Genomic DNA, 15363 nt, shown 5'->3' on the forward strand with positions numbered 1-15363 from the left:
AAGCGAATTATCCATGTTGACTGGTATTAAGGGCGTGTTTTACACGAGTGAATATATAACTGAAGAGCCGGATGCGGTAATTCCGCACGTCCGGATCTGTGTGGGGGCGGCTCAGTAATGGGTCGTTCTACCACGATGCGAATAAACTGGCTGTTGCGACAGTAATAATATTGGCGCTGGGACTACTCGTATTGCTAATTGGTTAAGCTATTTAACAAACTCATTTGCTATCAATGAATCATTTTAGAGGGTGTTTGCGCCGTGCAGGGGATAGCATCATTGATAGATCGGTTTGGCATTGAATTGCGTAATCAAATTGTCAGCAACCTGTGCTGTTATGTGCAGAATATTATTTAATATAAGGTTATCAAATGAGCGTGAGTCGTTATTTTTCAGCAGCAGTTTTAGGTGTTGCCATGCTATGCACTACTTCTGCGTTGGCGCAAAATGCTGCCCCTCAGGGATTTTTGTATGGCATTGGTATTGGCGTAAATCAGGAGATTTATCGTGGGTATAGTAACCGTACAATACCGTTACCTATATTAGGATATCGCGGTGAAAGATTGTCAGTTTACGGACCTTTTGCCAGTTACACCCTGGTAGATTTTGGCAATATTAGTTTTAGCGCAAAGCTTGCACCGAGATTTGCCGGGTTTGACCAGTCTGACAGCCGTGTGTTTGTGGGCATGGCAAAAAGAAAAAATTCACTTGATGGCGGGTTTGGTGTGCAACTGCGCCAACAAGCCTGGTTGCTCGAAGCCGATACAGTATTTGATTTGTTGGGCAACTCCAATGGACAGGAGTCAAAACTAGCATTGAGCTATAGCTATCGGGCAGGTCCTGTTGTGATTGAGCCTAAAGTGGGTGTTAGTTATTCTGATAACAAGTTGGTTAACTACTATTACGGTGTTCCGGTAGAAGAAGCTACCGCTGATCGTCTGGCTTATAACGCCGGAGGCGCTTTTAATTACAATGCAGGAGTGTCTTTTAGTACGCCATTATTTTTCGGTGGAATGACCCGACTCGGTATCGAGCATCATTGGTATGACAGCAGCATTAGCAACAGCCCGTTAACTGATCGTGATACCGGGCTGTCAGCGTTCTTGTCCTGGTCGACATTTTTCTAATGCTGTAACGCTTGTACCAACTGATATACAGCCTGCAACTGACTACCGTCGCGGGTGGTATACTCTGCGCCAGTGTAACCCCACCAATCCCAACACGCGTTTGGATTAAACGGGTTAATACTACTTGCCGTGGTTTGTGGATAAAGCACTACAATATTATTGGTGTCAGCATAGTTATTCAGACCGGTGCCAGCAACATAGGCCTCACCAACACTGGCCGCATTTTGTTTGCAACCATGAAAACTAACATGTAGCCGGCACGATGCACCTGCAGCACAAGTTTTTGGCACGTATAAGTAGCCTGTTTCAGCCAAGGTGCTTTTTGACGCTTCTGACATCTGAAACTGGTTAATTTTTAATAGGTTACCAGTTGATGTTTCACTTTTGGCTTTGATAGTGCCCAGTAAATGTTGTAGTAACGCGCCTGCCGCATCGTAATGACAACTGGCCAGATAAGGTGGTTCTGATATGTCACAGGCCCCAAGATCAGTTCTGTCTGTTGGAAAGGTATGACCAAAAGCCATGTCATTAATTAGCACAATATGCTCGGGTTTCACCCACTGCGTATACTGTTTATACAGCGCCTGAGCTAGCTTGGGATGTACGGTAGTGTCCTTCGTACCACTAAATATCCATACATTGTCATCAGCAAGAGCAGACAATGGTGCCAGCTTTTGCGTTTGGCGCTTTTCAGTTAAGTAGTTTTCAATAGCTTCAAGATCTGGCGCGCTGGTGGCTTTGTTAAAGCAAAGCTCTAAGGCGAGACCAAGACTATTTTGAGCACAATACACCGGCCCTCCAGCCAGCATAGCAACACCTTCTACTTGTTCAGCGAAAGCTTGGTGATATTGTCCAGCCATGTAGGCGCCGCTTGACAAACCCGATAGCGTAATTTGTTTCGTTAACTGTAATTCTGGTATTGGTGATGTTGCTAATGCGGCATAGCTTATCGCCGATAACAGCGTAAATATTGATAAATTACGTGCTTGCATGAGGGATCCTGAAATTGCAGTGTTATAAACTATATTTCGCACATACCGTATGAATAGACAATAAGGCTTTAGTACAGCAACAAAGTTATACTACAGTAAAATGGCATACACGCTTTTTAGCAACTTAACATTGCAAAAACAGCACTTTCTGGTTAGATTGAACAGCAGTGCTAGATGAAAAACAGGACGTCATAATGAAAAAATGGGCCAGTGCAATGATTGCTGCCGTAGCGTTTTCCTCGGCCGCTGTAGCAAATACTCAAGATTACAAACTGGTGACCGTTGCCGGTTATCTGAATTTTTACTTGCTGAATTTAAACGCGTGTGAAGATTTCCATCCTGCTGTGCGTTCTGCGGCTTATGATGCAGAGAAAAGTTTATATCCCTATTTGGATAAGCTTTACAGCAAAATGGGCGGCGTTGACGGGGCAAACCAAAAAATGGTTGCTGATATAGTGATGAAACGCCGTAACATGTTAAATACGCAAATTGCTGAAGGCGATTTTACCGTTGAGCATTGTCAGGCTGTTGTTAAGATACTGACCGAAGATGGCTTAGATAAAACCTTGCTTAGCGCGTTAGAGTAACATTACTTCGCACATCCAAAACCGCCAGCTTATTGCTGGCGGTTTCACTTTGTCCAGATAAAATGTTTTCTGGTACACTACGTCTTGCTTTGGTGTAGGCTATGCCTGCTTAAAAGGGAAACAGGTGAAATACCTGCACTGTCCCCGCAACTGTAATAAGTGCTGCAATCAAATGCCACTGGCCCTAAGGGCTGGGAAGGCGATTGTGGGTTATCACTTTAAGTCAGGAGACCTGCCTAAGCCCTAGTTACGCCTCTGTGCGGGAGTTCACAGCAGCACCAGTGCCTTTGTGTAAGGCTCTCTGCTGCTATTGTCAGGAGTGGGTTTTGCTAAAGCTGTCAGCTGTTTCGCTTACGCTTGGAAACCAAGCGGTGCTACAAAATGTTAATTTTGTTTTGGCTCCAGGCGAGTTTATTGGTGTTATAGGCCCCAATGGCGCAGGAAAAAGCAGCTTATTGCGCGTTGTACAGGGGGCATTAGCCGCAGACAACGGACAAATTCTGCTACAACAACGCCCCTTACTGCACTATAAAACGGCTGAGCTGGCTAAAACTGTCGCCGTTGTTAGTCAAAACCCCGCACCTTTGTTTGCGCTCACGGTTGAGCAAGTTGCGACTATGGGGCTGTTACCTCATAAAAACTGGTTTGAGTTAAATCATAGTCACGATAGACACATCGTTGCGCAAGCTTTGCAAAAGGTAGGTTTAAACGGTAAAGCTAATCAACTGATTGATAGCTTATCTGGTGGTGAACTCCAGCGGCTTTATATTGCCCGTGCACTAGTGCAACGACCTGCATTGTTGTTATTGGATGAACCGACAAATCATTTAGATGTATTGTATCAGCATCAGGTACTTCAGCTTGTTAGCGGCTTGGGTATTCCCGCGTTAGCTTGCCTGCATGATCTTAACCTTGCAGCGTTATATTGCGACAAAATACTGCTATTAAACCAAGGTCAGCAGTGTGCTTTTGGCACACCGGAGCAGGTGTTGCGAAGTGAGTTACTGCAACAAGTGTTTGGCTTAGCCTGCGAGGTAACAATGCACCCGTTGCTTAACAAGCTCCAGGTCACGTTTATGCCTAACCAAGGAGCCCACTGATGTTAAAACGGCATTATCGGTTGGCCATGGGGTTATCTATACTGTTATTACTTGCCAGTATGCTAATAAGTCTGACATTAGGTAGTGTGAATATCTCTTTGACCGATGTATTTAACGTGTTGGTTGGTCAAGCTACACAGTCAGACTTAACCGAAACAATAATTTTTCAAATCCGCTTACCCCGATTGCTCTGTGCGGTGTTAGTCGGCGCCGGTTTAGCCATTTCCGGCGCTATTTTGCAAAACGCCAGTCGTAATCCATTAGCGGATCCCTATCTGTTTGGTTTGATGGCCGGAGCAGGCTTAGGTGCTACCTTGGTGAGCGTTGTCTTGCCGCCACACCTTATTAGTATGGCGCTGGGTGCATTTGTTGGGGCATTGTTTGCGGTGTTACTGGTTTTTGTAGTGTGTGCCGGACAACACTGGCGCAAAGTAGAAATTACTTTACTGGCCGGCGTGGCAGTATCTTTTATGCTAAGTGCGATTAGCAGCTTTGTACTCTACTTTGCTGAACCCTTTGCCGCAAATCGCATTATGTTTTGGTTAATGGGGAGTTTAAGCCGAACCGACTGGTTAAGTGTGTTGCTGCTAGCTCCTATAGTATTACTAGTACTTTTACTGGCGCTGGCACTGCGCCGTCAGCTTGACGCCTTATTACTCAGTGATGAAAGCGCCCGTACACTTGGAGTGAATACCTTACGTTTGCGTTTGGTTTTGTTATTAGCAACAGCACTGTTAACCGCTTGTATAGTTTCACAATGTGGTGGTATCGCCTTTGTCGGGTTAATGGTGCCGCATATCGTTAGACATTTTTTTGGTGTTACATCAGTACGATTGTTATTTGGCTCAGCCATTATTGGCGCATTGTTTATGATCTGGGTGGATAATGTAGCACGTACAGTGCTGCCACAGCAGGAGATTCCACTGGGTGTTATTACGTCGTTAGTGGGCAGTATATTTTTTCTTTTAATCATGCGCCGGCAACGGCTATAGCGAAGTGATATGACAACAGAACAGCTAAAACAACAACGCCACCGTGAACGTCAGCAGCGACTAAAAACTCAGGTTGATAGCGCTATTGCTGCGGCCACAGATGACAAAGGATTGTTACTGGTGATTACCGGTAATGGTAAAGGAAAGTCTACTTCAGGTTTTGGTACGGTTGCGCGCGCGGTTGGGCATGGGTTTACTGCAGCGGTGGTGCAGTTTATTAAAGGCAGCTGGGAGTGCGGCGAACGTAACTTACTTGAGGAGCATGGTGTTCAATTTGCCGTAATGGCAACGGGTTTTACCTGGGACACTCAGGACAAAGCTGCTGACATCGATGCAGCAGAGCGCGTTTGGTTGCAGGCAGAGCGATTCTTAGCTGACCCGTCAATTGACATGGTGTTGTTAGATGAACTGACGTACATGCTGAGTTACCACTATTTATCTCTAGAGCGCATAGAAAAGGCCTTGCTAAACCGACCGGTAAAACAGCATGTTGTTATTACGGGACGGGCGTGTCATCGCCGTCTAATTGAACTTGCAGATACGGTTAGCGAGGTGCAAAACGTTAAACATGCGTTTGACCATGGCATTAAGGCGCAGCGTGGAGTGGATTGGTGAGGCAACTATTATTGCTCTGTGTTTTGTTTAATGTTGCTGCACAGGCAGAACCCAACCCGCAACGCATTGTCGCGCTGGCGCCTCATATCACCGAAATGCTATACGCCATCGGCGCAGGGGACAGACTCGTTGCAGTAAGTGATTACAGTGATTTTCCATCCGAAGCACAAACGTTACCTCGTGTAGCGAGTTATGCCAGCGTTAATATAGAAGCGGTACTGGCACTAAAGCCCGATTTAGTCATTGCATGGCGTACAGGGAATCCGCAGTCAGATATAAAGCGCTTACAACAATTTGGCGTTAACGTCGCGTTTTCAGATCCCATTACATTGGAAGATATTGCTAAAGAACTTCGCATGATAGGAAAGCGAGTAGGCATGCAAGACATCGCGAATGAAGAAGCAAACCGTTTTAATCGCCAATTATCAGCGCTGCGCAGTAAGTATCAGCATAAAGCTCCTGTACCCGTATTTTTTGCTATGGGAACCGCTCCAGTTAGCACCGTAGCGAACAATGCCTGGCCGCAGCAAATGCTAACGTTATGTGCAGCGGACAATACTTTTAGAAACGTTAAAGGCGACTATCCACAGGTGGGAATAGAGCAGGTTGTTGCAGCAAGGCCTGAGGTTATCATTCAACCGGTGCGGCCTAATTTTGCTGCGGATTTCAGCTTTTGGCAGCGGTTTGTAACACTACCTGCAGTACAAAAACATCAGTTTCTATCGGTAAATGCAGATTATTTGTATCGCACGACCCCCCGCACTTTGCTGGGCATACAGCAATTATGCGAGGGTGTTGATGCTTTTCGCTAACTTAACTATTTACACTACTCATCAGTTCATTTGCACGACGCATTAAACGTTCTGCTGTTCGTACCTGGTTAGACTGTAATAGTTGTCCGGACAAACTAAGGTACTTATCAGCCAGCTTGCGACGTAGGGCAACATGTAATGAAAAGTCGTTTGGAACTAGCGTACTAAATTGCTGAAGCTTTTCGTAGACTGCATCTATTTCAGCCGCTTTTTCACTGACAGCAAGTTCGTTAGTCATGGTAGAAAAACTATGCTGGTAAAATAGCTCTGCTGCCTGATAGGGGAAGCTTTCCGCATTACCTAATTCAACAGCACTTCGATAAGATGCCATAGCATCAACGGCACTGGCTAGCTGCTGGCCTTTTGTTACTAATTCAGCCGTGTCTTGATGCTGCGCAAAAATTAGCTCTCCAGCCATAATAAGCTGCTGCAGTGCGATGGCATCATTGCTCGAGACTGCTTTTTCAAAAGCGGCGATATAGCTTGCAGTTTCTTCAGTGTCGGGTTCTATAACGTAATTTAAATCGACGCGTTTTAGTGCGGCTTTAATGCTATACAGATCTGGAGCATCATTTTGTTTTTGATATTGTTGATTGAGTAACAATTGATTTAATTGGGATCGCAATACATCAATGGCTGTTTGTTTGCTGCGCAGCATACTTGCACTTAATCCGGCTAAATAATGTGAATCAGGATAAAGCGCACTGGCTTGCGCCAGTATTTTCTCAATTTCAGGATAATTCGGATATGCAAAGCTACGATCACTGATCAGTTGATCAATTTGCTGTTCAAAATGCATTAATACTTTATTTTGTTGCTGTCTTAATAGCGCATCGCGTTGCAGCGGTTTTGTCTCAGCTAACGCTATTACATTAAGCAATTGGCTAACGTCGCCCTCGGCTAGCTTTTGATATTGTTGCTGCTCTGCTGTTGTATCAGCCAATCGTTGCTCGTAGCTAGTTAATATGGTTTGGTTTTGTTGATAATAATACCAGCCACCCCAGCATGTTACTAAAACCGCAGCGGCGACAGCACATGTCTTCGCGTCTTATGCCACGGGTGAATTAGGGGCTTGTGGCGGTTTATATCGATTACTGCATGTTTATCGCGGTTATCAGCGTGGTTATTTACAGGGCTTAACCTTGCAATGCGAGTTATCACCGGCGTTGTATCGTGCTGTTGCCGTGTTTTCCCAGGCCGGTACTTTAGTAAATAACAAGGAAGTATAGCAACATGGCAGCGAATTTAATTGAATTAAAAAGTCGTTATGCTGAGGTGTTTGCATTTAGCACCACCAAAACCACATCAAAAGGCAGTTTGAAGTCGTTTAGCTCGGCAGCCGATGCGGCGCAGTTTCTAAAAGCTAATTTCCCTGATGCAGTTACCGCTGGCGGTGACATCGTTCAGGTTTACGGTTGGTTTGGTGGAGCAGCGCTTTCTATGCAGGTGGTGGAGCATAGAACCACTGTTTTTGCGGCGTTGGCCGATGCCATTGTTAATGGTAAGTTGTTTGTGTTTGCCTTACCCAAACCAGTACCGCAGATTGAATCGTCACCGGTGTTAAGTAGCTCTGCCGCCGGCTCGGAAAAACCGCTAAACCCGGGTGGCAGGGATGACAGTGCTAGCAGCAATGTGTCTGATGCTGATACAACAGCGGCTGTTTCTGACGCCTCTGGTAGCAATGCCGTGGATATCGCCACACCTCAAAATGCAGATGTTGCTAAAGAAGGCGATCCTGTTTCGATGTGTACCGGTGAGGAAATTCTGGAGCTGGTCGATTTTGAACTACCAGGTCCATTACCGCTGCAGTTTCAGCGTACTTACCGTTCCAGTCAGTGTCATGAAAACGTGGGTATGGGCTTTGGTTGGCGCAGTAATTTTCATTTGCAAATTGTCAGCACATTAACTGATGACGACGAACCGTTGTTGGTGTTACACAATGAAGAAGGGCGCCGTTTAAGCTTTAAACCTGTAGCAGTAGGACAAACCAGTTATCAGCTAAGCGAAGGGCTGGCACTACGCCATGAGGACAATGGCAGCCTGGTGTTGTTAAAGCAAGATAACACTCATTGGGTGTTTGTACCGGTGGCATCAGACAACCCTAAGCAAGCTAAGCGCTGGGCACTACATCAAATTTTTGACAGTTTGGGTAACTACTTACAACTGTATTATGACCGTGCCAACCGGTTAAGCCGCATAGACTACACCCGCAAGCGCGGTGTAGAGCTTTACTACAATAACGCCGGGTTGTTAAGTCATATAGCCGTGGTGCAAAAAACCGATACCGGGTTGGCAAAGTTAGATGTGACGCTGGCGCAGTATCAGTATGACGAGCAGCGCGATCTTGTTACTGCGACAAATCAGGCCGGACAAACTGAACAGTATAACTATCAAGCACACTTAATTACGGTGCGTCAGCGTGCCAGTGGTTTTAAACATTTTTTTAGTTGGTTAGGCGATGGACCGACCGCGCGTTGTAGCCGCAACTGGGGCGACGACGGTAATTACGATTACCAGTTTACGTACGATGAAGCCTCGCGCACCGCAACCAGCACAGATAGCCGCGGCCAATGCTGGCAGTATTTCCACAACGAACGTAATCAGTTGATTAAAAAAGTCGCGCCCGATGGCGCTACCTGGCTTTACAGCTGGAACAGCCTGGGCAAGAAAAGTGCGGAAACGGCGCCCGATGGTGGCGTTACGCGTTACTACTTTAATGAGGTAGGGCAACTCATAACGGTAGAGCAAGCCGACGGCGCTATTAGCCATTTTCAGTACAATTCGCTGGGGCAGCGCTGTGGCTTTACTGATGCCGAAGGCGCGCATTGGCAGCGTGATTACACCGCAGGTGGCTTACTTAAATCAGAGCAGCACCCTGACGGCACCATAAGCCAATATGAGTACAATCAGGATGGGAAGTTAACCACCCTAAAACAGGCCAATGGCAATATTGAGCATTATTTGTGGGACAGCGAAGGCCAGCTACTAGCCCGCAAGCAAGGCGAGGCGGTAACCCGGTTTAGTTATGACACCCTGGGCCGGTTAAATGGCACGGTAGATGCGTCCGGTTTAGTGACCGAGTATCAACGTAACAATGCTGGCCAAATTGTCGCGTTACGCCAATATGCCCAAAGTGAGCCAGATAAGGTGCACACTGAGCTTTTGTCGTACGGCAGTGCCGGGCGACTTACCCATAAACAGAACAGACTGGGCGATGCGACACAATGGGAATATGAGGGGCTAAGTCAGCCGGTAAAACAGTTACAACCCGATGGCAGCGCTTTGCATTATGAATACGATAAAGAGCGTAATCTTACCGCTATTATGCGCAGCGACGGTGCCCGTTATCAGTTAGATTATGACGGTCAGGAGCGGCCAATAGCGCTGCAAGGCTTTGATGGTCGTACTCAGCAGTACCAGTATGACATTAATGGCCATGTTAATACCGTATGTGACGGTGAGCAGCGACAAATCAAACTTCGGCGCGACAGTCGCGGCCGTATTATTGAGCAGCAAGCGCTGTTTCAGCAGCAACTAACCAGCAACCACTTTCACTACGATAAAATTGGCCGGCCTTTAAGAGCCAGTAATGCCCAGTGTAAATTGCGTTTTGCTTATCATGCTAATGGCCAGCTAAACGAGCAATGGCGCGATGACTGGCGCACGCTATACCAATATGACACCAATGGCCGTCGTGCCAGCACCATCTTGCCTGATGGTACCGTGCTGGATTATCGTTATAACGCACAAGGCCAGCTGTCGCAATTAGCATTAAACCAGCAGCCAATATTGTGGCGCAGCTTTGACAATGCAGGTCGTGAAACGGCAAGGGAATATGCCAGTGGCTTACAGTTAAGCCAGCAGTTCGACAGTTTTAACCGGCTAACTACCCAGCAGTGGCAACACGGTGCAAATAGCAGCAGCGCGCATCAGCGACACTATCGCTACAGCGCCTTACATCAGTTGCTAAACGTAACGGATAACCAACACGGTGACACAAGCTATCAATACAATGCCCTGGACCAGCTGGTAAGCAAAACGCACAGCACCGAGCCCAGCCAAAACGAGCAGCATCAGTGGGACAGCTTTGGTAACCCTGCAGGTGATGAGGTTGATGTTAAACAAGACCGCCTGCTGCGCTACCACGACAACCAGTACCAGTACGACGACAGTGGCAACCAGTTAAGTGCCACCGCGCCGGGTAAGCGTGAGCTGCGTGAATATAATGGTTTTAACCAACTAAGCAGTTTACGCAATCATAATGGCGTAACGCGTTACGAATATGACGCCTTTGGCCGACGTAGCGCCAAGATAACCGCCACGGGCCGCATTGATTATTTATGGCAAGGCAACACCCTAACCGGCGAATACAGCCAGGGCGAATTTAGCTGGTACATTTACGAGCCAAACAGCAACAAGCCTTTGGCGTTGGTTAAACAAGGCCAGCTGTACTATTACCAATTAGACCAACTGGGCACACCGCTAAGTTTAACCGACAGCGACAACAATATCGTCTGGCAGGCTAACTATTCAGTATTCGGTAAAGCCACAGTAACGGTTAATAAAATCGACAACCCAATCCGCTTTCAAGGCCAGTATTATGACAGCGAAAGCGGGTTACACTACAACCATTTTAGATACTACGACCCACAAACTGGCCGTTTTATCAGCCAAGACCCAATAGGGCTGCTCGGTGGCATAAACCATTACCAGTACGCACCGAATCATGTAAATTGGATAGATCCGCTGGGGTTATGTGCCAAAGAGGATGGTTCTGTTGGTTTATTAGATGGTATCGTTGGTACGGCAGATTTAGTGGTGACCGGGATACTAAATACCGGCGTAGACATTGTAGCCGGTGGCGCAGGCTTAGTTACTTTAGCCATATCCGGTGGTGATGTTGGTGCGGCTGCTCATACCATAGAAAGTGTACAAGAAAAGCAAATAGGGCCGCTGACAGACGCGGGCGAAAAAGTCGCAGGTGTTGTTGCGCCAGTAGTCGATAAATACTACGAGCAAAACATGGCCGCGCTGGGTGACGCAACACTGGAAGCGACCGCCTCTCCACTGCTTGCCATGGCAGCGCATAAGTCAGTAGAATTAGTCGGCACTGTGCTGGGGGCGGGTGCTGTCGGGAAATCGCTTAAAAATGGTGCTAAGGTTGTTCCAGACAAACCTGTCGTAACAGCAAAAGCTGAAGTTAATGGCTCTGTTTTTAGTGACGTGAACCAAACTGCTCGAGTTGGAGCAGATGCTAATAAGCCGACTTTAATATCAGAAAGGGTATTGGCCAAAGAGGCAAAAACAGGTAAAGAATTACCAAATGGAAATATGAGTACGGCGCATGCTGAGATTGGAGCAATACAGCAAGCTGCGGATGCTGGTAAAACAAAAGGTGCAAATATGTCTATGGCAGTAACAGGCAAAGATGTATGTGGTTATTGTAAGGGAGACATAGCGGCGGCGGCAGAAAAGGCTGAATTGAATTCCTTAACCATTCAAGCAACCGATGATATAACAGGATTACCAAAGACGTATCACTGGAAGTCTGGTATGAAGTCAATTAAGGTGAAACCATGAGTACAATATTAGGCGGCTATATCATGGGCGTTGATTTTGAACGCCAACAACTGCCAACAATATCTGATCCAAATTATCGCGCCATTGAAGACACACTTATATCTTTAAAGGGAGTAGACAGTGTAGTTGTGCTTAGGGCTGTTCCCGAGCCAGAAGTTGGGCCATACGAATTAACTTTGCACTGTGATAAAGGTAATTATCTAATCATGCTCAATGAGTATGATGACGACGGCGATAGTGGTGTAAGGACTATTAGTAATACTAGCTCCGATAGCACGCTAATACCGATTTTGGGAGATTTATATTCTGCAAAATCGATAACCCGTGATTTCCAAGTTGTTTGTTCAATTTTTAAAGAGTTTGCCGATTCAGGTAACGTTTCCGAGTTATTAATGAGTTAGCCACACAATTTCCAGCCTATTTTATTGCTGATATCTGCTTCGATTATAGGAGCTATAGGTTCACTCATTAGCCTCCAGGAACTAACTCCGTATCCAAAAACATGCGATCTGTTAACTGCGCATCAGCAATACCCATCAATAACACCGCTAAACGAGCAGCGCTCTGCCAGCCATGCTTAGCGCTGCTATCATTGCCACTGCCCAAACTAACGAGCGGGCTGTGGCATAGTTCAGCCAATAGCAAAACAGATACGCGACCCGGCTGGCAATAAATACCCAGCCCATTAACACGGTTGTCTCGTCTACAGCATTTAACCCCATCACGGTAAATACGGCACAGGCGTATATCAATAACGCTTCAAAACTATTGTAATGTGCTGCATTTGCCCGTTGGCCAAAGCCTTGCAGCGCCGCTTGCTGCACCCTGGGGTTGTTGTTGTCGTAACCGCCGCTTTTTTGCATCGCAAACGCCAATGGTGCTTTAGCCAAATAGGGTAACAACATCGCGATAAATAATGTCAGAAGTAGTGCCGATAGCATTAAACGTGTCTCCGTTGAAGTAGAAATAGCCGTTACGGAATAAAGTGTGTTTGATAAGGTTATAGCGTTAGCTTACTGGTTCGTAGCTGACGTTACCAGTGTAATTCTGATACTCTGGGCCTGCGGAACAAAAATAATAAAACCGTATGTTATAAACAAAAATGGAGCATAAAAAATTGAAGCAATATGTTGTTACGTTGGCGGCACTCGCCGTATTGTCGGGCTGCTCTGATGCAGCACCAGTGGCAGAGCCTGTTCAGCCTAAAAGCGCTGCAGGCTCCTTGGTGATGGTTGGTGGAGCGTTAAGTAGTTCAAATGCAGTGGTATACCAGCGTTTTATCAGTTTAGCAGGAGACAAGGCCGCTAAAATTGCCGTGATACCTGCAGCGAGTGGCCAGCCGGTTAAATATTTTAAACAATTTATAAGCGATATGGTTCGCTATGGTGTAGCACCAGAGCGCGTCACCTTAATGCCTGTTGCGTTATCGGACGATAAATCAACACCAGATCAAGATGAAAGTACATGGCGCGATAATGCGATGAAACAAGCGCTTGCAGATGATTTGTCGTCCTATACAGCGGTGTGGTTTTTAGGCGGGGATCAGCTGAATATTACCGCCGCGCTGAGAAAAGACGACATCGATACACCATTGCTAACTGCTATACACGCGTTATACCAACGCGGTGGGGTTATTGGCGGCACCAGTGCAGGTGCTGCAATAATGAGTGAAGTGATGATAGCCGCCGGCGACTCCTGGGGCGCTTTAACACAAGGCCTTACTGACAGTTATAACGGTATGCAAGATCAGGAAAATGGCCCGTTGATGCTAAGCCGAGGCTTAGGTTTTTTTAGTCATGGCATTATTGATCAGCACTTTGATAGAAAAGCCCGTTTTGGGCGGCTTATTGTGGCAACAGAACTAAACAAGGCTCGTTTTCCTCTGGGTTTTGGCATTGATGAAGACAGCGCTTTAGTGTTTGATGCTGCGTCGAAAAAGCTAGAGGCCATTGGCAATGGGGCTGTAACTTTAGTTGATGTCTCGCAAGCGCAAAAGATCGAAAACTCGCAGGGCTACCAGATAAATAATGTTCGGCTTAGCATTTTGCAGGGCGGTGATATATTTGATCTGACGACAAGGCAGTTTGAACCGCAACCAGACAAGTTGGCTACCGTCGGCAGCGAATATCTGAATATTGCAAAACCGGTGGTGTCTGGTGTATTTAGCCGCAATACGCGACTAAAAGACATGCTGACCTTCGACTTGGTCGACAACAAAGGGGCCTCAGAGGTTGTAAGCTATTTAATGCAAGGCGAGGGTATAGGGTTTACCTTGCGTTTTAGTCAAGATGAGCAAACGCAGGGTTACTGGCAATACCTGGACGGTTTAAAGGATAATGGCAGTGCCTACAATGTTAAACTTAGCATTACGCCAAGCCGCTTTAGTGTGACAGAACTTGCCCCTTAAGTTTTGCTCGATTGTGCAATGTGTTACGCCGCTTTTATACAGTTAGTTACGCGGCGTAACCTCGAGTTTTTTAACACGCCTTTTGTTCAAAGCGCTTCTAGTTGGTAGTCGCCTTGCTTTAAGGCGTCTGCCAGTTCATGTGAACGGTGAATCACTTGCTGCCAATAATTTATACGTATCTGGTCTGGCAGTTTAAAATCATTACGGTCTGGTATTTTACCAAACGGCAACGACTTAACCCAAGCTTCACTGGGGCACAGCATTACCACATTGTGTAAGTGAGCTGGGTTGGCTTTGCGCCATTTTAACGCTTTGTCGAACCAGCCCGGGGTTAAGCTGGTATAAAAATGTGGGTAAAGCACCAAGCCTTTATCACTAAAGGGTAAATCAAAATGATAGTCTGTTACTCCGCCATCGTAATATAAACCTGCCCCGGCACCGGTGATATTCTCTACTGGATTTAACACCATTGGAATTGAGCCACTTGCCAGTATGGCTTGCTTTAGGTTGGCCGTTGTTAAGCTAACATGTTGAGTTGGCAAGGTGCCGGCATAGTGAAACGGTGACGGTTCGCCAGCGACATGAAATAAAACCCGTTGAAAAAAGTACTGTAGGTTTTTGCGGCCGATAAGGTTTGCGCCGGCGGCTAACGTCAAACTGCCGGCTTGTAATAATTTCGACCTGGCTGATGACAAGCGTCGTGCTTTTGCTACAACAAAACTAAGCTTAATCACCGGATTGTCCAACACTTGTTGCAAGTGTTGTTCCGTTGGAAATACATCATCGATTACTGCAGCCGAACGTGCCGTTATTTCAGCGGTACTGGCATTTTTGGCGAAAGTAATATTCGCATACGCCTGACAAAACCGCCTAGATGCGGCAGCGGGGTCGTCTTGCGCAAAGCAGGCAAAGCGCCATGCACCGGCTGAGCTCCCAAGAATATGTAATGCAGTGCTACGTTGGCGGAAAAACTCACCAAACAGATATTGATCCAAACCAAACAAACAAAACCATTTTGGTCCGCCGCTGGCGCCAACCATCACATTAAAATCCGCTTGATTCAGGCCATGTTGCTGAATATGGCGCAAGGCTGTTTCACCGGCTAATACGCGTAATACTGAGTGTGTCAAAATACAACTACCTGTTTTAAA

General features: G+C 46.5%; 13 protein-coding genes and 1 riboswitch. Of the genes, 9 read left to right on the forward strand and 4 right to left on the reverse strand.

Annotated features, from left to right (window positions below):
* The first annotated feature begins 371 nt into the window (after window positions 1-371).
* Complete coding sequence (locus H595_RS0107265; protein ID WP_027670616.1) at window positions 372-1127, forward strand: MipA/OmpV family protein; 756 nt, start codon at window positions 372-374, stop codon at window positions 1125-1127.
* Here H595_RS0107265 and H595_RS0107270 read toward each other — a convergent pair.
* Complete coding sequence (locus H595_RS0107270; protein WP_027670617.1) at window positions 1124-2119, reverse strand: extracellular catalytic domain type 2 short-chain-length polyhydroxyalkanoate depolymerase; 996 nt, start codon at window positions 2117-2119, stop codon at window positions 1124-1126. The two genes, H595_RS0107265 and H595_RS0107270, sit on opposite strands and share 4 nt — an antisense overlap.
* A gap of 194 nt (window positions 2120-2313) precedes the next feature.
* Between H595_RS0107270 and H595_RS0107275 the strand changes: the two genes are divergently transcribed.
* The 5 genes from H595_RS0107275 (at window position 2314) to H595_RS0107295 (ending at window position 6225) form a co-directional block, all read left to right on the forward strand.
* Window positions 2314-2706, forward strand: coding sequence for a hypothetical protein (locus H595_RS0107275; RefSeq protein WP_027670618.1), 393 nt, complete (start codon window positions 2314-2316; stop codon window positions 2704-2706).
* Between the two features lie 73 nt (window positions 2707-2779).
* A riboswitch (cobalamin riboswitch) is annotated at window positions 2780-2960 on the forward strand.
* A 72-nt stretch (window positions 2961-3032) separates the two neighbouring features.
* A complete protein-coding gene (locus H595_RS21815) occupies window positions 3033-3806 on the forward strand; it encodes an ABC transporter ATP-binding protein (RefSeq protein ID WP_037054023.1) in 774 nt (257 codons plus the stop codon).
* Window positions 3806-4798, forward strand: a complete 993-nt coding sequence (locus H595_RS0107285; protein ID WP_037054026.1) for a FecCD family ABC transporter permease — start codon at window positions 3806-3808, stop codon at window positions 4796-4798. The genes H595_RS21815 and H595_RS0107285 overlap by 1 nt, the downstream gene beginning before the upstream one ends.
* A gap of 9 nt (window positions 4799-4807) precedes the next feature.
* Window positions 4808-5413, forward strand: coding sequence for a cob(I)yrinic acid a,c-diamide adenosyltransferase (gene cobO / locus H595_RS0107290; protein ID WP_027670620.1), 606 nt, complete (start codon window positions 4808-4810; stop codon window positions 5411-5413).
* Window positions 5410-6225: a cobalamin-binding protein gene (locus H595_RS0107295; protein ID WP_027670621.1), complete on the forward strand. Its 816-nt coding sequence runs from the start codon at window positions 5410-5412 to the stop codon at window positions 6223-6225. The genes cobO and H595_RS0107295 overlap by 4 nt, the downstream gene beginning before the upstream one ends.
* Before the next feature lies 1 nt (window position 6226).
* On the opposite strand, the gene H595_RS21820 is transcribed toward H595_RS0107295, so the two are convergent.
* Entirely contained in the window at window positions 6227-7168 is a 942-nt protein-coding gene (locus H595_RS21820; RefSeq protein ID WP_051219779.1) for a hypothetical protein, read from the reverse strand.
* A 290-nt stretch (window positions 7169-7458) separates the two neighbouring features.
* On the opposite strand from H595_RS21820, the gene H595_RS21825 reads away from it, so the two are divergent.
* The gene (locus H595_RS21825) at window positions 7459-11805 is read left to right on the forward strand and encodes a cytidine deaminase-like fold-containing protein (protein WP_051219780.1); all 4347 of its coding nucleotides are present in this window, start codon (window positions 7459-7461) and stop codon (window positions 11803-11805) included.
* A complete protein-coding gene (locus H595_RS0107310) occupies window positions 11802-12206 on the forward strand; it encodes a DUF6911 family protein (protein ID WP_027670622.1) in 405 nt (134 codons plus the stop codon). Before H595_RS21825 ends, H595_RS0107310 begins: the two co-directional genes overlap by 4 nt.
* Before the next feature lie 147 nt (window positions 12207-12353).
* Here H595_RS0107310 and H595_RS0107315 read toward each other — a convergent pair whose 3' ends face one another.
* Window positions 12354-12746 (reverse strand): MAPEG family protein, encoded by a 393-nt coding sequence (locus H595_RS0107315; RefSeq protein ID WP_027670623.1) that lies wholly within the window; start codon window positions 12744-12746, stop codon window positions 12354-12356.
* 176 nt (window positions 12747-12922) lie between these two features.
* Here H595_RS0107315 and H595_RS0107320 point away from each other — a divergent pair, with 176 nt between their 5' ends.
* Window positions 12923-14212 (forward strand): cyanophycinase, encoded by a 1290-nt coding sequence (locus tag H595_RS0107320; RefSeq protein ID WP_027670624.1) that lies wholly within the window; start codon window positions 12923-12925, stop codon window positions 14210-14212.
* Between the two features lie 86 nt (window positions 14213-14298).
* Here the strand turns inward: H595_RS0107320 and H595_RS0107325 are convergent, their stop codons facing one another.
* A complete protein-coding gene (locus tag H595_RS0107325) occupies window positions 14299-15342 on the reverse strand; it encodes a patatin-like phospholipase family protein (RefSeq protein ID WP_027670625.1) in 1044 nt (347 codons plus the stop codon).
* Between the last annotated feature and the right edge of the window lie 21 nt (window positions 15343-15363).

The organism is Rheinheimera baltica DSM 14885 (genome assembly GCF_000425345.1).
Lineage (GTDB): Bacteria > Pseudomonadota > Gammaproteobacteria > Enterobacterales > Alteromonadaceae > Alishewanella > Alishewanella baltica.

Bases quoted from the DNA above. Each gene is read 5' to 3' on its own strand.
- H595_RS0107265 (WP_027670616.1), top strand. From the start codon at position 372: ATGAGCGTGAGTCGTTATTTTTCAGCAGCAGTTTTAGGTGTTGCCATG.
- H595_RS0107270 (WP_027670617.1), bottom strand. From the start codon at position 2,119: ATGCAAGCACGTAATTTATCAATATTTACGCTGTTATCGGCGATAAGC.
- H595_RS0107275 (WP_027670618.1), top strand. From the start codon at position 2,314: ATGAAAAAATGGGCCAGTGCAATGATTGCTGCCGTAGCGTTTTCCTCG.
- H595_RS0107285 (WP_037054026.1), top strand. From the start codon at position 3,806: ATGTTAAAACGGCATTATCGGTTGGCCATGGGGTTATCTATACTGTTA.
- cobO (WP_027670620.1), top strand. From the start codon at position 4,808: ATGACAACAGAACAGCTAAAACAACAACGCCACCGTGAACGTCAGCAG.
- H595_RS21825 (WP_051219780.1), top strand. From the start codon at position 7,459: ATGGCAGCGAATTTAATTGAATTAAAAAGTCGTTATGCTGAGGTGTTT.
- H595_RS0107310 (WP_027670622.1), top strand. From the start codon at position 11,802: ATGAGTACAATATTAGGCGGCTATATCATGGGCGTTGATTTTGAACGC.
- H595_RS0107315 (WP_027670623.1), bottom strand. From the start codon at position 12,746: ATGCTATCGGCACTACTTCTGACATTATTTATCGCGATGTTGTTACCC.